Source organism: Paraprevotella xylaniphila YIT 11841 (assembly GCF_900683745.1).
Classification (GTDB): domain Bacteria; phylum Bacteroidota; class Bacteroidia; order Bacteroidales; family Bacteroidaceae; genus Paraprevotella; species Paraprevotella xylaniphila.
The window spans coordinates 235,327-255,089 of the sequence record NZ_LR215980.1; the positions used below are offsets into that span (position 1 = coordinate 235,327).

The 19,763-nt window shown below is 49.0% G+C and carries 12 protein-coding genes; 3 read left to right on the forward strand and 9 right to left on the reverse strand.

All coding sequences use genetic code 11. The annotated features are described in order from the left end of the window. Nucleotides 1-25: 25 nt before the first annotated feature. The 5 genes from E0E47_RS01010 to E0E47_RS01030 form a co-directional block, all read right to left on the reverse strand. Nucleotides 26-1,228, reverse strand: coding sequence for a hypothetical protein (locus E0E47_RS01010; RefSeq protein ID WP_130892626.1), 1,203 nt, complete (start codon nt 1,226-1,228; stop codon nt 26-28). Continuing rightward, nucleotides 1,225-2,472 (reverse strand): DUF3575 domain-containing protein, encoded by a 1,248-nt coding sequence (locus E0E47_RS01015; protein ID WP_232038283.1) that lies wholly within the window; start codon nt 2,470-2,472, stop codon nt 1,225-1,227. Before E0E47_RS01015 ends, E0E47_RS01010 begins: the two co-directional genes overlap by 4 nt. 906 nt (nt 2,473-3,378) lie before the next feature. Beyond that, on the reverse strand, nt 3,379-6,198 hold the full coding sequence (locus tag E0E47_RS01020; protein WP_130892628.1) for a M16 family metallopeptidase: 2,820 nt from the start codon (nt 6,196-6,198) through the stop codon (nt 3,379-3,381). Between the two features lie 41 nt (nt 6,199-6,239). Next, complete coding sequence (locus tag E0E47_RS01025) at nt 6,240-7,901, reverse strand: AMP-binding protein (RefSeq protein ID WP_130892629.1); 1,662 nt, start codon at nt 7,899-7,901, stop codon at nt 6,240-6,242. Between the two features lie 141 nt (nt 7,902-8,042). Further along, complete coding sequence (locus tag E0E47_RS01030) at nt 8,043-10,610, reverse strand: endonuclease MutS2 (protein ID WP_130892630.1); 2,568 nt, start codon at nt 10,608-10,610, stop codon at nt 8,043-8,045. Between the two features lie 269 nt (nt 10,611-10,879). Between E0E47_RS01030 and E0E47_RS01035 the strand changes: the two genes are divergently transcribed. Next, nucleotides 10,880-11,758: a helix-turn-helix domain-containing protein gene (locus tag E0E47_RS01035; RefSeq protein ID WP_130892631.1), complete on the forward strand. Its 879-nt coding sequence runs from the start codon at nt 10,880-10,882 to the stop codon at nt 11,756-11,758. On the opposite strand, the gene E0E47_RS01040 is transcribed toward E0E47_RS01035, so the two are convergent. Then, nucleotides 11,750-12,529 carry a ZIP family metal transporter gene (locus tag E0E47_RS01040; RefSeq protein ID WP_008624891.1) on the reverse strand — a complete coding sequence of 260 codons (780 nt, stop codon included), beginning with the start codon at nt 12,527-12,529 and terminating at the stop codon, nt 11,750-11,752. The two genes, E0E47_RS01035 and E0E47_RS01040, sit on opposite strands and share 9 nt — an antisense overlap. 18 nt (nt 12,530-12,547) lie before the next feature. Next, nucleotides 12,548-13,588, reverse strand: coding sequence for an asparaginase (locus E0E47_RS01045; RefSeq protein WP_008624892.1), 1,041 nt, complete (start codon nt 13,586-13,588; stop codon nt 12,548-12,550). A 205-nt stretch (nt 13,589-13,793) separates the two neighbouring features. Here E0E47_RS01045 and E0E47_RS01050 point away from each other — a divergent pair, with 205 nt between their 5' ends. Continuing rightward, nucleotides 13,794-16,256: a DsrE/DsrF/DrsH-like family protein gene (locus E0E47_RS01050; RefSeq protein WP_130892632.1), complete on the forward strand. Its 2,463-nt coding sequence runs from the start codon at nt 13,794-13,796 to the stop codon at nt 16,254-16,256. A gap of 7 nt (nt 16,257-16,263) precedes the next feature. After that, nucleotides 16,264-16,620 carry a winged helix DNA-binding protein gene (locus E0E47_RS01055; protein ID WP_130892633.1) on the forward strand — a complete coding sequence of 119 codons (357 nt, stop codon included), beginning with the start codon at nt 16,264-16,266 and terminating at the stop codon, nt 16,618-16,620. A 71-nt stretch (nt 16,621-16,691) separates the two neighbouring features. On the opposite strand, the gene E0E47_RS01060 is transcribed toward E0E47_RS01055, so the two are convergent. Then, the gene (locus E0E47_RS01060) at nt 16,692-17,744 is read right to left on the reverse strand and encodes a YeiH family protein (RefSeq protein WP_130892634.1); all 1,053 of its coding nucleotides are present in this window, start codon (nt 17,742-17,744) and stop codon (nt 16,692-16,694) included. Between the two features lie 114 nt (nt 17,745-17,858). After that, entirely contained in the window at nt 17,859-19,202 is a 1,344-nt protein-coding gene (locus tag E0E47_RS01065) for a VapE domain-containing protein (RefSeq protein WP_130892635.1), read from the reverse strand. Between the last annotated feature and the right edge of the window lie 561 nt (nt 19,203-19,763).

Here is a 19,763-nt window from a genome sequence, read left to right on the forward strand (position 1 = left end):
TGTTTGCTTTTCCTCTTCATACGTTTCACACTTCAATTTCAAACGTTTCGCCGGGTATCCACTGGTCCAGTCCGGTCGAGGTGCTGCCACTGTTCAGGATACCGTCTTTGTCGATTTCCAGTGGTGTGCCAATTTCCACTGTGATGCTTCGGCTAGCTTGCCGGTAACCGCCTGCCTCTTCGTCCCATTGCAGTGACTTGCACTCTTTCAAGGTATGGTAGAGGTTGATGCCTGCATGGAACACTTTGGCAGCTTTCCTTTGTGTTCCTTCCTCTTCGTAGTCATAGTGGGTGTAGATGGCAATCTGCAGGATGCCCGGTCCGGTGACCATGTCTTCAGTATGGCTTCGCACGATGCCGGGAATGTTGACGGCGGCTTCACAACGCAACGCTTCCGTCGAGGTGCTATCGGCCGCTGAAGGCAGGGCGGCGTATGCCGGCCTGAACAACAGCTTGTAGGTCTTTTGGGCCAGAATCAGCCCCGTGGTCAGTTCCATGGTGGAAGGTACGCCGGAGATTTCGGCCGTAAGGCTGTCCACTACCACGCCTGCCGTCTTTTCGATGTGGAATGCGAACGACACGTCCTGCGTGAGTGGTTCGGGCGTGAAGTCCACTACCACCTGGCCTGTCCCTTCTTTGTCCAAAGGGACGGACACATGGTCCACCCGGGCATAGAACACGGGGGCACCCTCACTGGAGATGAAGTCGGAGTAAGCGTTGTAATCCTTCCATTCACCATACGCCCCCGCCACTTTCGGATCGTCTACAGGGTAGTGGCGGTAGGTAAGGTAGAGTGGGGTCAGGCCGCTTCCCAATGTGGCTGCGTCGCCTTGCGCGTCCACGATGTCGGTGGCATCTACCAGTTCACCTTCGTCCCATCCGAATGTGGCGAAGTTATATTCACCGCTGCGAACCCATAGGTTGTGCGTTCCGATTGGATCCAACGTGTCGGCCGAAGGCTGCCTTTCCGTCTCGGGCTGCATGAGGATGCCGTTGTTGCCGTTTTCTTCGGCGGTTATCCGGAATTCATACCGCAAGATGTTGACCGGACGCACGGCTATTACTCCCATGCTGTCGGGGCGGTTTCCTTGGTATTCCTCTTTCCAATGAAAACGGAAATCCATGAAAGAACGGTGAGGGTGTTCTGCCTGGCATAAGTCCACTTCTGTACATGAAGCCATGGCGCAGAGGAGCGGGAGTGCGGCAATCAGGCTGCTATACGGTTTCATACGCGTCCCTCCTTTCTTGTTTTCTCGGGGATGCTGTGTCGTAGCCTTCCTCTGTCGGCCCAATATCCGTCGGATAGTTTGCCTTTTATGTGAAAATAGGTTTCCACGGGATCTTCTTCTTTGGATTCTTTATTTTTCTTCTTACGTCTTTTTTCTTTCCGGCTTGCTTTCTTCTTGTCGCCAGTGTCTTCGGGCGTGTCGGCTTTGGCGCTTCCGGATGGTGTTTCGGAGGTGCCGTTGCCCGTTGTGGCTTGGGGGGCAGCCGTCACTTGCTCTTCCCCTTCCGTTTTCTTTCCTTTCCTCTTACGGCGGGACTTGCCCTTCTCCCCGGCCTCTGCTTTGGCCTTCTCCTTAGTCACATCTTTTAGTGAGTCGTTCAGCTCCAGTGTGCGGCGGAGCGAGTCGCGTGAGAGTTTCTCAGCTTCTGCTTCCTTGCGGCGCACCTTGTACATGGAGTCACGGATTTCCCAGTTGCGTTGCCGTACGCGTACACGTTCGTTGAATTTTTCTTTTTGCCGGGTATCCCATTCGTCGTAACGTTCGGCTCCCCCCTGTACTTTCTTTCCGATAGAGCGGAAGCGAAAGACGAATGAAAGATGTACGTCCTGTACCACCGGAAAAGGTACGATATGCCGTCCTTTCGAGCCTTGGTAAGTGTAGCATCCGTATTCTTCGTCATAGCCGAACTTGTCGTATGCCGTCATCTTGGCACCGACGGCCAAACCCAGATCCAAGTCTACGCTTCGACCATCCTTGAAAGGATAAAGGGGAACGCTCCACCCTCCGGTGAAGCCGAAGTTATAACTGTCGCCCTGTTTTCCCTTCCTTCCTAAGCTGAAAGTGTATTTTTCATACCCGACGTATAGACCTACATAATAGGCGCGCCAATTTCGGGGATTTGTGAATGTACGTCCGGAGAGCACATTGCGTCTGAAGCGTCTGAAGCCCCAGAGAGGTAAGGAAATGGTGGTGTCTCGGTTTTCTTTCGTGTAGCGTTCCATAGCCCCTCTGATCGAGCCACCCGTACGCCAATACTTCCGGAATTCCACATTTCCTGCTGCTACGTTGTACACGATGCGCGGCTGTATGGAATGGTGGGTATTCCAATTATATTTGCCGTTCATAAGTATGGAGAAACGGGTCTTTTCATTGCCTGCCAAGTCAAACTCCACCCCGAGGTTCGGAGTGGCTACTACCCAATCCACGGCGTTGGTCATGATGGACCAACGTTTAAGGAAGGGCACGGTATCGTGTTTTACGTCCTTTGTTCCGGATAAGGATTGCCCGTAAAGAATAGCGGGTGTCAAGCAAACCCACATCAAGAGTGTCCTAATGATCAACTTTTGCATTCAAACAATATCGTACAATTCGGTTATCAACACTTTTTTAGCATTTTACAAGTCTATCTCTTACTAAGAGAGCGTACAGGCCGCGTAACTCATTATGTTACAGCTATTATTATGGAAAATATTTCGCAAAAGGTTTGCGTATTTTGTTATTTGTTTTAGGGGGGGGTAAATTTTAACAAAATAAATTTCTTCATTTGCTTTCTTTTACCTACTTTAGCGGTCGATTAGTCGCTCTCTTAGTAAGAGATAAACCGGATACATATATTTTTAACCGGTGTTGTCATGACAACTTGTGGAAGGGGAATATCAGACTTCTGTTGTCAGCAAAGTTGTATCGGAATTACGTTAATTTAAATCAAACGTTTTTTGCGGTGTTTTGATATGGGCGTAAAAACTTTGTGGGAACATCCCCTACACAGGGATTTCACAAAAATATCCTTCATCTTTCAGGTTGTATGGTAATTCTTTCATAATATTGATGTTACAATCTGAGGAATGTTTCAGATATCTTTCAGCCATGATTCATTTCAACCGGCTCAGATTGATGAACCGTTTGGCGCAGACTGAAAAATCGTTCGGCTGATACTGAAAAATCGTTCGGCGCAGAACTTTTTATTGCTCTCTGCCATGAAATGGAACTGAAAGATGGCCTATCTCTCCTTCATTTCATAATACATTTCGTGACAAGTAGTTGGTGTACGGCCTGAAGGATGAAGGGGTTTTTCTGAAAAACTCTTGGAAGGGGAAACATGTAATCAGTAAAATGGGAGGAAACGTGTTCCGTTTTCCTCCCATTCTTGTTTATTTCTGCTGCGGTGAGAATATCAGGTCAATGATATCTGCTTCCTTGAAGAACTTCTTGGCAAACTTCTGCACGTCCTTCGGTTGGATGGAAGTCACGAGGGTTTCCATGTTTTTCGGGTCGTTCAGGTTCACTCCTGTCTTATAATATGTAACCAAGGTGGTCAGCCAATAAGCATTGTGCTGTTTGCTTTGTTCAGCCTCTTTCAGCGTGTTCTTGACCACTTTGCTGAGTTCTTCTTCCGTAACACCCTCACGTATGATATTGTCCACTTCCTTATAAAGCAAGGGTTTTAGCTCATTCGCCTTTTCAGGGTCACATTCGAAGGTCATATACATATTATAATTGTTATAGGGTTCGCGTGAGGCTGATCCGCTTACTCCTACGCCGTAGGTTCCGCCTTGTTCTTCGCGGATAGTCTTGGTATAGCGGTTGGTGAGGATATTACCCAGTATGTTGATGGTGTAAGCCTCTTTCAAGGTATATTTCATTTCCCTGTTGAACAGGACTATGACTGTGGACTTCGGAACCTCCAACGGAATTTCTATGTTCTTTTCCACTTTGCCTTTCGGTGCCCTGACCTGACGGTCCACCCACTTCTCATTCCGGTAGAGGGAAGGGAGGGAACCTATGTATTTCTGGGCCATGCCCCGCGCCGTGTCTTTGTCCACGTTCCCGACGATGAAGAAAGTAAAATCGCTGGCGTCGCAGATACGGTCACGGTAAGCCTTTTCAATACGGTCGAGCGTCAACCGGTCTACGTATGCGTCGTTGAACAATTGTACGCGCGGATTGTAGTTGGCAGAAATCAATGAGAGAGAATCACGCATGATGGTCTGCGGTTGCCCGGCAATCTGCTTGGCATAGATATGGTTGCGTTCGATGATGACTTTATGTGCCAGAGTATCGAAGCGAGGTTCCATGAAACGGAGGTACATCAGTTGCATCATCGTTTCGAAGTCTTTGGGCGTAGAGCTTCCGTTGACGTTCTCATACAATCCGCTGATAGAGACCTCACACCCGGCCTTTTTACCAGTCAGCAGCTTGCCCAATGCGATTTCGTCGTAGGTTCCCAAGCCGTAGTTCGAAGCGAATTGTCCGGCATTGGATGCCGCAGGGAGGAAATTGATATCCGTATATAAAGAAGAACCACCGGGACTGTAAGCGGCTAAGGCCACTTCGTCTTTTTCATAATCGGCCTTGCGGTAGATTACTTTTGCCCCGTTGCTTAAAGTCCATTCTTCGGCTTGGAATTGTGGCAGTTCCTTCACTTTTGTGATTGTTCCGGCTGTGGGCTCTTTTTCGATGAGGTTGCCTTTTACGCTATTGTCTTCGTATGCAGTTACTTCCTTTCCTTCCATTTCGGCAAGGATGTCCCGGGCCTCTTGTTCCGTCAGGTGTGTGACGCCTTCGCTCGGGCCGCTGATGACGATGGTACGGTTATTCGCTTTCCACCATCTGCGGGCTTGTTGGGATACCTCCTCAGCCGTGATGGTCGGAAGGATTTCCTTGACAGCTTCGGCGTAGTCCCCAATATCAATAATGGCTTCGTTGGTCAAGAAGTGGGATTGCATTTCCTCAGCATAAGCATCGTTGGAAGTTTTGTCCTTGTCTTTCACCATAGATTCAAGGCTTGTCAGCATATTGGCTTTTGCGCGGTTCAGTTCGTCTTCGGTAAAGCCATGTTGGAATATCCGTTCGTGTTCCTCTAAGGCCCCGATGAGGGCTTCTTTTTCCTGGTTCGGTTTAGCTGTCGCACTCACGGAGTAACCATAATATCCCCTTGCCATGCCGAAAAAGCCGACCGAAGCTTTTACGTAAGGGGCTTGTCCGCGTTGAATAATCTCTCCGATACGTTCACCCACCATACTGTTGTAAAAGCCGATCATCAAACCGTTTTTCACGTCCTGATACGTGGCATATCCCTTGCCGTCGTATTCTTTGTCGCGGAAGATGCGGATAACTTGTACGTTGGATGAAGTAGCTTCCTTGTCGGTGGCCAGGCAGAAATAAGTTTCGTCATGGGACGGGATTTCAAAAAATGGGCGCGGTTCCGGATTAGGGATAACGGGAATGGACGAAAAGACTTTCTTTATCTTTCCCTCCATATTCTTGATGTCGAAATCTCCTACAATGGCAATGGCTTCCAAGTCCGTGCGGTACCATTTGTGGTAAAAGTCGCGCAGGGTTTCGGGCTTGAATGTCCGGATGACATCCAAATTGCCGATGACATCACGCTCGGCATATTTCGAGCCTTTGTAGAGTATAGGTCTTTTCTGGTTATAGATGCGGGTTGCGCTGGTATTGCGTGTACGCCACTCCTCTGTGATGACCCCGCGTTCCTCGTCGATGTCTTTCGGGTCGAGGGTCAGGTAATAAGACCAATCGTGAAGGATGAGCAGGCACGTGTCCGTCAGGCTTTCGTCTGCCATCGGCACATCACTGATGTTGTACACCGTTTCGTTCTGCGTGGTGTAGGCATTCAGGTTTCCACCGAAAGAGATACCGTGGCGTTCGAGTGTGGAAATCATGCTGTTGCCCGGGAAGTTCTTACTGCCGTTAAAGGCCATGTGTTCCAAGAAGTGGGCTAAGCCGTCTTGATCGTCATTCTCCAGTAAGGCGCCTGCATTGCGGATGATGAAGAAACTGGCCCTGTCTTTAGGTTCTTCGTTATGCCGGAGATAATAAGTGATACCGTTCGGTAGCTTGCCGATCAGGACATTCGGGTCTGCCGGAAGTTTCTTGTTCCAGTCGATGGGTTGTGCATACCCTATCAGGCTGAGAAACAGGAATGACAGCAATAGAATTTTTTGTTTCATAATTTAAAAGTATAAAATCAGACTGTATGAGCAGCCTGTGATTAAGATTTCTGATTGTCTTTGTTGCGGATTTCCACTCTTCGGATTTTTCCGCTGATGGTTTTGGGCAGTTCGTCTACAAACTCGATGACTCTCGGGTATTTATAAGGTGCAGTGACTTGTTTGACATGGTTTTGCAGAGTCTTGACCAAATGCTCTTTATCTACATCTTTGTAGTCTTTTGCCAGTACGATGGTAGCTTTTACGATTTGTCCGCGAATCTCGTCGGGTACGCCTGTGATGGCGCATTCCACTACGGCAGGATGTGTCATCAATGCGCTCTCCACTTCGAAGGGACCGATGCGGTAGCCGGAACTTTTGATGACGTCGTCTACCCGTCCTACAAACCAGAAATAACCGTCTTCATCTTTCCAGGCCACATCGCCTGTATAATATATGCCGTCATGCCAGACTTCACGGGTGAGGCCTGGGTTACGGTAGTATTCCTTGAACAATCCCAATGGTTTGCCATGGGTGGTGCGGATGACTATTTGTCCCTGTTCGCCCGGTGCAGCCGATGTTCCGTCTGTTTTGAGTAAATCTACTACATATTCCGGATTAGGTACTCCCATGGAACCGGGTTTGGGAGCCATCCATGGGAATGTGGCGATAGTCAAAGTCGTCTCTGTCTGTCCGAAGCCTTCCATCAGTTTGATACCGGTCAGTTTGCGGAATGTTTCGTACACGGCCGGGTTCAGCGCCTCGCCTGCAATCGTGCAGTATTGCAGGGAAGAAAGGTCGTAATGCGTCAGGTCCTCCCGAATCAGGAAGCGGAAGACCGTGGGGGGGGCACAGAGCGATGTGATATGGTAATCTTGTATCATTTGCAGGATGTCGGCCGGATGGAACTTTTCATGGTCGTATACAAAAACCGTGGCTCCGGCAATCCATTGGCCGTACAGTTTTCCCCATACGGCTTTTCCCCATCCCGTGTCGGCCACGGTCAGATGCAGGCTGTTTTCGTGCAGGTTATGCCAATAACATCCGGTTGCGATATGCCCGAGCGGATAAGTGAAATCATGAGCCACCATCTTCGGTTCGCCGGTAGTTCCCGAAGTGAAATACATCAGGGATATGTCATCGTTCCGGTTGGGATGTTCCGGTTTGACAAACGGTGCGGCTCCTAAAACGCCTTTTTGAAAGTCTTCAAAACCATGGGGCACGATTGGTCCGGCTGAAACGAGATGTTTGACGGAAGGTGAATAGGGGAGAGCGTCTTTGACGTGGTTCAAGATGACCTCTTCGCCGGCACAGACAATCATTTTGATGTCGGCGGCATTGTTACGGTAGATAATGTCTTTTCCGGTCAGCAGATGGGTGGCCGGAATGGCTACGGCTCCGATCTTGTGCAAGGCGATGATGGAGAACCAAAATTCATACCGGCGTTTCAATATAAGCATGACCATGTCTCCGTGCCCGATGCCTAACGATTGGAAATAAGAAGCCGTACGGTCTGTGTAGTCTTTCAGTTCGGAGAAAGTGAAGTCATGGTGTACACCATGGTCGTTCGTCCAACATAAGGCTATCTTGTCCGGGGCTTCTGCGGCCCATGCATCTACTACATCGTATCCGAAATTGAAGTTCTCCGGTACCTTTACATGGAAATTTTGGATGAAGTCGTCTTGCGACGTGAACGTCGTTTGACTTAAAAATCTCTCCAGCATAATCTTTTTCTTAAAGTCTAAAAAGTCGCAATATGTACTTAATTGGGTACAAAGGTAATAAATAATGGCCTATTTAGTCCTTGTCCCGTTGGAAAAATAATATGCGAATCCGCTTTGCAGTGCATATTTGCCGCCCTGAAGTCAGGCCAAGTCTACTACGGTGATGCCGGATCCTCCAAACTGTACATGTTCGTCTTTGAAATCTTTTACGCCGGGCACCGTGTGCAGGTATTGGCGAATCAGGGTTCGCAAGATGCCGGATCCCGTCCCGTGCAGGATGCGTACTCTGGATATACCTAATATTATGGCATCGTCTATAAAATAGGTAACAGCTTGGATGGCTTCGTCTCCCCTCATGCCCCGTACGTCGATGTCCTGTTTGAAATTCAGTTTCTTTTCGTATATGCTGTCTTGCGTCTGTTTGCTGACGAAGGTGGCAGCCTGTGTCCGTGCCGGGGCATCGGGGGCTGTGGCCCGTTCCAACCGTTCCGGTTTCACGTTGGTGCGCATCATGCCGAAAGTGACGATGGCGTTCTTTCCGTCTATCTCCTCTATCGTGCCTACGGTGGTTTGCCCTTTGATGCGTACGGTTTCGCCGGGTTGCAGGGGACGGTTGCGTTCTTCCGCTTCCCGTGCGGTTTGCAGCAAGGCATCGGGCTGTGCTTTCCGCATGGCGGCTTCGGATGCTTTTTTCTCTTTCCGTTCGGCCTGTCTTTTTTTCCGTTCCTGCAGTTGTTGCATTTTGCGGGCTATCTTGTCCGCTTCATGTCGTTTTTCGATGTCGTCCAAGGTCTTTTTAAAATCATCCAATTCCTGGCGTACGTTGCGGGTCTTTTCTTTTTCAGCCTGAGCCTCCCTGATGGCTTTAATGGTGTTCTCTATCTTGGCATTCGATTCCCGGAGCAGTTGTTCGGCATCTTCTTTGGCTTTGCGCAAGATTTCTTTCCGGCTGCGTTGCAACTCTGCGATTTCCGTTTCGTAACGGGCTATGGTCTTCTCCATTTCCTTTTCCCGGAGATGGATGTTCTGCCGTTTGTTTTCCCAATACCGCTTGTCTCTTACGATGTCTTGCAGGTACTTGTCCGCGTTGATGTATTCTTTGCCCACCAACTCGGACGCATCGGCTATTACTTCCTCAGGAATGCCTATCTTGCGGGCGATTTCCACGGCAAAAGAACTGCCAGGATTGCCGATTTGCAGTTGGAACAGGGCCTGCATGTGTTGGCGGTCGTAGAGCATGGCCCCGTTCACTACCCCCTCATGGTCCTCGGCGAAGTGTTTCAGGTTTTGGTAGTGTGTCGTGATGATGCCGAAGGTCTTTTTTTGGTTGAACCGTTTCAGGACGGCTTCGGCTATGGCGCCGCCGATTTGCGGTTCCGTGCCGCCTCCGAATTCGTCGATGAGCAGAAGACTGGTGCCACAGCAAGCTTTCATCATGTTTTTCATGTTGAGCAAATGGCTGGAATAGGTGCTCAAGTCGTCCTCTATGCTCTGCTCGTCCCCGATATCGATAAAGATACTGCCGAAAATGCCGGTGCGTGAGTTTTCCCCGATAGGAACGGGAAGTCCGCATTGCAACATGTATTGGATGAGGCCTACGGTCTTCAGGCATACGGATTTTCCGCCCGCGTTGGGACCGGAGATGATGAGAATACGCTGATGTCCGTTCAGTTCGATGTCGAGCGGTACGATTTTTTTCCCGTGACGGGTCAGGGACAGGTATAGCAAGGGATGGCGGGCCATGGTCCAGTCTATCAGCGGCGCCCCTTTGATGTCCGGTGTCGTGGCATCGAACTGGTGGGCCAATCCGGCCTTGGCATGGATGAAGTCTATTTCGGCCAAAAACTCGTAGGATTGCAGTATTTCCTGATAATGAGGCCGGACCTCAGCCGTGAATTCTTGCAATATGCGTATGATTTCACGCCGTTCTTCTCCTTCCAGTTCGCGGATACGGTTGTTTGCCTCCACCACTTCAGCCGGTTCGATGAAGACCGTACGTCCTGTGGAGGATTCATCGTGGACGATTCCTTTTATTTTACGCTTTAAAGCCGGTGCCACAGGAATGACCAGACGTCCGTCGCGCATGGTGGGAGTGACATCCTTGTCCACCACGCCGTCTTGTTGCGCGTTCCGCAAGATGGCGTGCAGTGTGCGCGAGATTCCGCTTTCGGCAGCGACAAGTTCGCGGCGGATGCGCAACAGTTCGGCGGATGCCGAGTCTTTGATTTTGCCGTATTTGTCGAGTATGTTTTTAATGCGGTGTACCAATTGAGGGTAGACGGAGACCCCTTGCGTCAGGCGGCGTAAAGCCGGATAGGGGACGGAGGCATCGTCGGCGGGGCGTCTTTCTTCTGTGTCGTTATCTTCTTCGGTTTCCTTATTAAGAAACCGTACGATGTTGATAATCGTGCAAAGCGAGCGTTTCAGGTCGAACAATTCCGTTTCGTCGAGATAAGTACCTTCTATTCTGATGCGTTTGATGGCCGGGCGTACATCATAGAAGTCCTGCTCCGGAAAGTCCTCTTCTCCTTCCTGAATGCGCAGGAATTCCCGTGTCTGCTCTTGCAATTCGCGCAATAGATGCAAATCCGTCAGGAATTTCATCTGTACGACGCGCTCTATGCCAAGCGTACTCAGGCAGTGTCCCGTCAATAAAGTACGTATCTCGTCAAATCCTATTTTCTGTTCAAAATTCTGTGGATAAATCATATTTCATTTGGGTTAGCGGGTGCAAAGTTAAGAAAAAGCGGCATAAGATATTCTTTACTCGGTTCTTTTCTGGCCTGGCTGTCCGTATAAGGATAGGATGTTTTTAGTACGGAGGAATACTGGCGTGGAGGTTAGCCATCCCCCTCTACATAGAGGAATATAAGTCTGTTTTAGGATAGTTTTAATGTTATTCAGAACACTCTTTGCGAAGAATCAGGTCAGTTTATAAACATGAAGATATTTATTTTGCAATTTGAAAAAAAAAGAAAATGGAAGAAGGATTATTGTTGGTGAATGATGATTTTGTGATATTGCGAAAAAAGGATGTATTCTCGTATGATGGTCTAACAGCAGTGAAGAGTTTTTCCCATTCGGTCTCTGATAAAATAAAAGTGGAATGGGTGATTATTACTATTATTATTTCAGGGGAAGCGGAATGTACCATCAATGGAAAAAATTACAGGGTACAGGCACGCGATATAATTATGTCTTTACCTAATTACGTCTTGGAGCGACGGGGGGAAACGAAGAATTTGTCTGTAAATAGCCTGTGCATTTCTCGTTCTTTATTTCAAAAGAGCATTTCATTCTCTTCTTATAATTGGGATGTAGTCTCATTTTTGATGGCTCATCCGGTGTTGTCGCTTACGGATATGGAGTATACATGTTTATCTTTGTATTACTCTTTAGTATCAGTTAAAATTGGAGATAAAGACAAAATGGGGTATAAGGAATCCATGCGTTGTTTGTTAAAGTCGTTTATGTGTGAGTTGTACGGTGTGATAGGACGTTATATATCTGTTGGTTCGGTTGATTATTCACAGGGGAATAACTTGTTCAAAGGATTTTTGGATATACTTACATCGGTGTATCCCAAACCTCGTTCCGTATCCTTTTATGCAGAGAAGTTAAACGTGACTTCTAAATATTTGTCTTCTGTTTGTAAGGCGACATGTGGCGACACGGCTTCTGTATTGATTCATAAGGCGGTGACGAAAGACATCGCGGATTTGTTGTCTTATTCAAACAAAAGCATTAAGGAAATTATGGTGGAATTGGATTTCCCTTCCCTTTCTTTTTTTGGCAAATATGTGAAAAAGCATTTTGGTGTCGGGCCTAAAGAGTATCGTTCCAGACATTTATCCTAATACGACATCCAGAATCATCATTAGTACGAAACCCATGGCAAAGCCGATTGTCCCTACATTGGAATGTTTGCCTTGGGAAGCTTCCGGAATCAACTCCTCTACGACCACGTAAATCATTGCGCCAGCGGCAAACGACAGCAAATAGGGCAATATGGGGGTAATGTAGGCCGCCAACAGAATCGTCAGGATAGCTCCGATTGGTTCTACGACGCCGCTTAATGTGCCGATGCCGAAAGCGCGCAATCTGCTGTTTCCCTCACTACGCAGGGGCATGGAGACGATGGCACCTTCCGGAAAATTCTGTATGGCGATTCCCAAAGATAAAGCCAATGCACCGGCCATGGGAAGATAAGTGCTGTGTTCCATGGCGGCGGCCAATGCTACTCCTACGGCCATTCCCTCCGGAATATTGTGTAATGTGACGGCCAATACCAACATGCTTGTCCGTGACAATTTGCTGTGCGGTCCTTCGGGTGAGGGGCTGCCTAAATGGAGGTGCGGGGTGATCCGGTCCATCAGCAAGAGAAATGCAATACCTGCTATGAAACCGCTTACGGCCGGGACGACCCGGGTAGCATCTTCCGTGCCGCTCATTTCTATGGAAGGTATCAGCAGCGACCATACGGAAGCCGCCACCATGACACCGGAAGCGAATCCCAATAAGGTTTTCTGTACTAAATCCGGCATTTGCTTCTTCATCAGAAAAACACAGGCGGCACCTAAGGTTGTACCGGCAAAAGGTAATAATAATCCTATGATTAGTCCTTCCATGATTGTATATTTGTCATATTATTCCAATGTAATTTCACCGGCCAGACTGGTATTCATGAGGTGCCTGACTTTTTCGGAGGGCAGGTCATGTCCCAAAAGGAACATCAATTTGGTCAATGCACATTCCGGGGTGCTGTCATATCCGCTGATAACCCCGGCTTCCAGTAACTGGCGTCCTGTTTCATAACGTTCCATCTCCACACTTCCCGACTGGCATTGGGTTATGTTGATAATGATGATGTTACGTGCTGCGGCTTCCTTGATGAGTTTGATAAACCACGGCTTCTGTGGGGCGTTGCCCGAACCGAAGGTCTTCATGACTACGGCTTTCAATCCTTTGATGTTGAAGACTGAAGTAATAATGCTTTCTTGTATTCCGGGAAAAAGTGTGAGAACCACTACATTGGTATCGAACAAGTAGTGTGCTTTCAGGGGACGGGACGGGTCAGGCCGGCGTATGCGTTCCGGTTTGATTTTGATGTCGATGGCACTATGCCCCAGGCACGGATAATTATACGACTTGAAAGCATTGAATTTTTCTGCATTGATTTTCGTGGTACGGTTGCCCCTCATCAGGTCTCTTTCGAAATAGATACAGACTTCCGGCACCATGGCCGTACCGTCCGGATGTTTGGCTGCAGCAATCTCGATGGCGGTAATCAGGTTTTCTTTGCCGTCTGTCCGCAACATGCCCATCGGAAGTTGTGAACCGGTCAAGACAACCGGTTTAGACAGGTTTTCCAACATGAAACTCAATGCAGAAGCTGTATAAGCCATAGTGTCGGTTCCATGCAGGATGACAAAACCATCGTATTGTCCGTAATTCCGTTCTACAATTCGTGCCAATCTAGCCCAATGGTAAGGTTCCATGTCGGAAGAGTCAATGGGGGGATCGAAAGAATAGGTGTTGATATGATAATTAAAACGTTTCAACTCCGGAACAAAGTTCAGCAAGTGGTCGAAGTTGAAGCTTTCCAATGCTCCTGTTTCCGGGTTTTCTATCATTCCGATAGTTCCACCTGTATAAATCAGCAATACGGAGGGGGCAAAGTCTGTCATATATCCATGGTTTTGCGGTTCATTTGCAAATATAGTGATAATTTCTGGATTTTGAGGTGGAGTGAATCGCTTTTGTTTGTGTTTTCTAAAAATGCTTAAACTTGGAAAGTTTTCCGTTGGAAATTTGTTTCATTGTAAATTAAAGGCGTTCTTTGCAAAAGTTTCTATTGGAAAATAATGATAATACAAAATAATAAGAAAGAATATGAAGTATGTAATTATAGGAGGAGTGGCTGGTGGTGCGACTGCGGCTGCCCGGATTCGTAGGAATACGGAGAAAGCGGAAATCATTTTGTTTGAAAAAGGAGAATATATATCGTATGCCAATTGCGGTTTACCTTATTACATAGGTGGGGTGATTAGTGACAGGGAGCGGCTTTTCGTACAAACTCCGGAGGCTTTTGCCCGTCGTTTCCGTGTGGATGTCCATACAGCGTCCGAGGTGACGGCAATAGACGTGTCCCGGAAAGAAGTTACGGTAAGGACATCGGCCGGTCGGGAATATGTGGAAGCTTACGACAAACTCTTGCTTTCTCCTGGAGCGTCTCCGGTACGTCCTCCTTTACCTGGTATCGACAGCCGTGGAATCTTTACATTGCGTAATGTACAAGACACCGACCGTATCAAGGACTACGTGCGGCAACATCAGGTCAGGCGTGCACTTGTCGTAGGTGGCGGTTTTATCGGTTTGGAAATGGCTGAAAATTTGCAACATGTTGTGGCTGAAGTGGCCGTGGTGGAAATGGCGGCCCAGGTCATGGGACCTATAGATTTTTCTATGGCGGCTTTAGTACATGAACAGCTGTTGCAGAAAGGGGTGAAGCTTTATTTGGAACAGGCGGTGGAATCTTTTGAGGAAACCGTTTCCGGAGTGACGGTAAAGTTCAAGTCCGGTATCACGATAGAGACGGATTTGGTGATTCTTTCCATTGGGGTACGTGCTGAGACCTCGTTAGCCTCCGCTGCAGGTTTGGAACTGGGAGAGATGAAAGGAATCCGTGTGAATGACTATCTGCAGACATCGGACGAGTCGGTGTATGCGGTCGGTGATGCGATAGAATTTCCTCACCCTTTGACCGGTAAGCCTTGGCTGAATTTCTTGGCGGGGCCTGCCAACCGGCAGGCACGTATCGTGGCCGACAACATGGTGTTCGGCAATAAAACAAGATACGAGGGAGCCATCGGGACTGCCATTGCCAAGGTGTTCGACCAGACCGTGGCTTCAACAGGTCTTCCGGCCAAACGTTTATTGCAGTTGGGGATACCTTATCTTTCGGCTACGATACATTCCGGTTCTCATGCCGGATATTATCCCGGAGCCTTGCAGATGGCCATAAAGATTACGTTTTCTCCCGATGGAGGCAAACTTTACGGAGCACAAATCGTGGGGTATGACGGTGTGGATAAACGGATAGATGAATACGCTGTGGTCATTAAGCGCGGAGGTACAGTGTACGATTTGATGGAGTTGGAGCACGCTTACGCTCCACCTTTTTCATCAGCCAAGGATCCGGTGGCGGTATCAGGCTATGTGGCCGGGAACATATTGAACGGGAAAATGAATCCGCTTTATTGGAGGGATTTAAAAACGGCTGATTTGAACCGCGTGACATTGGTGGACGTGCGTACGCCCGACGAATATGCACTGGGAGGGATAGACGGTGCGGTGAATGTGCCGTTGGATGAGATGCGGGAACGTTTGGCAGAGTTACCTCTCGATAAACCTGTGTGGGTGTATTGTGGTGTGGGGTTGCGAGGTTATCTGGCTTCTAATATCCTGAGAGAAAACGGCTATGACGTGAGGAATCTGATAGGAGGGCTTAAGACCTATAAAGCGGCTGTGAATCCGGTTCTTCTTCCCGATGCGTCTGAAGGCGTTTGCGTTCAGAAGTCAAGTGGCACATGTTGTGCAAGTCAGGAGGAAAAGGTGCCGGTTGCCCGCATTGTCCGGGTAGATGCTTGTGGTATTCAATGTCCCGGTCCTATTCTGAAATTGAAGAAGAGCATGGAACAACTACGACCAGGAGAATGTTTGGAGATACGTGCCACGGATGCCGGTTTTCCCCGTGATGCCGAAGCCTGGTGCCGGGTGACAGGAAACCGTTTTGTTTCTGCCCAAACCGAAAATGGTACATACATAGTCAGAGTAGAGAAAGCGACACCTTGTGCGATGGAGGTTTCACTTCCGGACTCGACGGCAAAAGGCAAGACCTTTATCTTGTTCAGCGATGATTTGGATAAGGCGTTAGCCACTTTTGTTTTGGCTAATGGTGCTGCGGCTACTGGAGAGAAAGTGACCATTTTCTTCACTTTTTGGGGATTGAATGCCATTAAGAAGACAGAAAAGCCAAAAGTGGAGAAAGACTGGTTGGGAAAGATGTTCGGCATGATGTTGCCGTCCGATTCCATGAAACTGAAACTTTCAAAAATGAATATGGGAGGCATGGGAGCACGGATGATGCGCCATATCATGAAACGTAAAGGCATTGACTCGTTAGAATCATTACGCCGCCAGGCCATTGAAAACGGAGTGGAGTTTATAGTCTGCCAAATGTCCATGGATGTGATGGGGGTGAAAAAGGAAGAGTTGTTGGACCATGTGACGATTGGCGGAGTGGCTACGTATATGGGGCGTGCCGAAGAGGCTAATGTAAACTTGTTTATCTAACGGCGCGATGGAAAAAATCAAATGTATTTGTGTCATGAGGGACCTTTACCGTTCTCTTGCTTTGTTGGAAACCCGTTTGTCGGAAACATACGGTTTATCATTGAATGAAGCGATGGTCCTGTGTAGCGTTGGGGAAGAAACCGTGATGGCAGGGGCGGTCGTGGAACGTACGGGGCTGACGGCCTCGCATGCTTCCAAAGTGATACGTTCGGTAGAAGAAAAGGGCTTGTTAGTTCGATCCTTGGGAGAGAAAGACAAACGCCAGATGTTTTTTACCCTGACTGATAAAGCCAAGGAAAGGTTGGAAGACATCAGAAAGCATGGGATAGAGATCCCCGATTTACTGTTTCCTTTCTTCCAATAAGAGACGGAACATATCTGAAAATCCCCATGGCCGGTTAGGACCATGGGGATTTTCAGATGTCCGAATTCTTTTCAGAACAACAATTTTACAATGGCATATCCACCGAATACCAGCCAGACATAGAGGATGCCGGCCAGATAGAAAGGTTTGGCTCCGGCTTGTTTGAATTTGTCTATGCTGGTTTCTGCACCGAGCGCCGTCATGGCCATGGTAAGTAAGAACGTGTCCACGTTATTGATGAACCCTATACCTGCCTGCAAAGTTTCCTGAGGAATGAAAGTGGCGGATTGTAACAGGGAATTAATACCGATGACGACCAAAAAATAAAAAGCGAACCAAGGTATTGTGATTTTACTCTTTCCGGTTATGCCTTTATTTTTTTGTTTTCCGGAGAGGCATACACTCATGATAACCAAAACGGGTGCCAACAGCATGACGCGTATCATTTTGGTGATGGTGGCGGCATCTGCCACGTTGCCTCCCGCAGCATCGATGGCGTTACCTGCTCCGACTACATGGGCGACTTCGTGCAGGGTCGAACCTATGTATACGGCTATGGCTTGGTCGCTCAAGCCGTCCAACCATCCGGCACGGTACATGATGGGGTAGAGGAACATGGAAAGCGTCCCGAATATCACCACGGTGGATACGGCAACCGCTGTCTTGTGGGCTTCGCAGCGCACGACCGGTTCGGCTCCCAACACGGCTGCAGCCCCGCAGATGGCACTGCCTGTAGAGGTCATTAAGGCTGTCTGGCTGTCTACTTTGAGTAATTTTCCCATTAATATACCTAAAGCCAATGTACCGGCGACGATAATCAAGTCGGCCGTAATGGCCGGAAGTCCTATGGCCAGTACCTGTTGGAAAGTCAGCTTGAAGCCATAGAGTACTACACCTGTGCGCAAGATTTGTTTGGAACAGAACTTGATTCCCGGAACCCATGTTTCGGGCAGTTTGTTGCGTAAGCTGTTGGCGTATAGCATGCCTAAGATGATACCGACAATCAGCGGGCTGAAGGAAAGCTGTTTGACGAACTCGAATTCTGCGATGTAAAAGGCAGAAAACGAAAATAATACGATAAGCAAAATTCCGTGCAGGACTTCTCCTTTGTTTTCCTTGAACATAAATTTATATGGGTTTGGTTATAAACATTTTGTAGGTCTTTCGCGCAAAGGTACGACAAATAATTGTTATGAATGTACGAAAAGGCATGTTTTTTAGGTTGTGGGGATATAAGTTCATATTTCCGCCACGCGGTACCGGTTCCCATAATGCGTATGCACTTTCTGCACCCCTTCGGCCACGAGGGCCTGGGCAAGTTTCGGCAGCGTCACGCCTGCCATCGCCCCGGGTTCCAACCGTCGCAACCGTGCGAATATTTCGGGCAGCGAAAGCGGGCGTACCTTCTCGCCCGGCTGAGCCGCACGATAGTAACGGCGCAACACCTCCCCGGCCGGGCAGATGCGGTAGAAAGCCGCATTGTGCAACCGCAGGGCGTTCTCTTCCCCGTGGCTGAACCAGTACCGTTCCCCGTTTTCCAATTCCGCTTTCAGTTGGGCGTAGATTTGCGCATGGTCGATGCCCGTGCAGTCGATGGGATGCTCCACGAGCACGCAGATGAACCTGCGGCTTCCCGAAGGATCGGAAAGCAGTTCGCGCGAGTTGGAGGTGCCGATGAAGGAGGCGATGCGCGGCAGGGCTTGGCCATGCCTTTGGTACGCCTTGCGCAGGTTGAGTGCGGAGAGCTGCATGAGGTTTTTCAGGAGCGGGTGCTTCTTCTCGGGTATGCGGTCGAACTCGTCGAGGTTCAGCAGCCCCATCTCGGTGAGCTGCCGTTCCACCTTGTCGGGGCGTGCGAGGTCGACGCTGTCGTTGTAGTAGGCCTGCAACTGCGGTGGCAGCAGGGCGCGGCAGAAGGTGGACTTCCCGAGTCCCTGTTCGTCGCTGACGAGCAGGGGCGCGGTGCTGTGTGCGTGCAGCCCGTCGGAGAGACCTGCCCATTGCGCGGCCAACCCGAGCATCCACCGGTGGAAGGCTTGTATCCACAAGGGGTTGTCCGACACGCGGGCGGCCAGGTCGTGCAGCCGGTCGCGCCCGTCCCATGCCGGTAGCCGTTGGAAATACTGCCGGAAGGGATGGTATTCCGGTACGTCTGCGGAGTGCACCATGCGTGCCACGTCGCGGTCCCAACAGTCGATGCCGTGTCGGTGCGCTTCGAGGCAGACGGCGTTCAGGTCCCGTTCCGTGACGGGCCGGAAGGTGCCGTTTTCCTTATCAGGCAGGCAGCGGAATTCCGTGGCTCCGGTGAGCACGTTGAAGCGGAACCCGTATCGTCCGGCGAGGAAGCTGCCGAGGGCGGATTCGAGGTTGGCGGCTTTTAGGGATGCCGTCTCACGGACAGCGGGTGCGGTTTCCGCTACCCGGAGGATGGCCCCCGTTGTTTCGGGAAGGGTATTGTCTTGTGGGGCAGTGGAGTTTCCGGTTTCCGGTAAGTTGGTACGACGGGTGTCCGCCGTTTTGTCCGCATGCCGTTTTTCATTCCACCGGCAGACGGCGGCATGCGCGATTTTCTTGAAGTCCATTATGCTTTGTGTTTTCGGTGTTTTCTCGTTTGCAAATATACGAAATGGAAAAGCCCTTGTCAAGTCCTTCACCGTAACCCTATTGATTACCAGGTGATTTACATTTGTAAATCGGAGCCAGTATGCTGTTTCCTCATTTTCCGGTGAAATCCCGGTGAAGGATGTAAAGTCAGAAAGTTCACCTTAAAGCATTGGTACAGAGGGTGTATGAAGGATGCGAACCTTTCCGGGTGAAAATCCGTTTGTAGGAGGAGTGGGAGCTGAGAATACCCTCCGGAAAACATTCACACCTCCTTTTTACCCGATATTCACCACGACAAGGCTTGTAAAACGGATGTCGGCATGTCCGGAAACCGTTCTCAGCAGATTGAAGAATCGTTTGGCTTAGAACGAGAAATCGTTTGGCGCAAAATGTATGGGCGGTTTTGTATGCTATTGGGTCTACATCTGTCAATGCAAATTTCTTTTCATCTTGTTTTTTATCATTTATATTTTATGTCAAAAAATTGCAATGAACTAAACAGAAGTTAAATATTGTGGGCTTTCGTTATTGGTATTGTA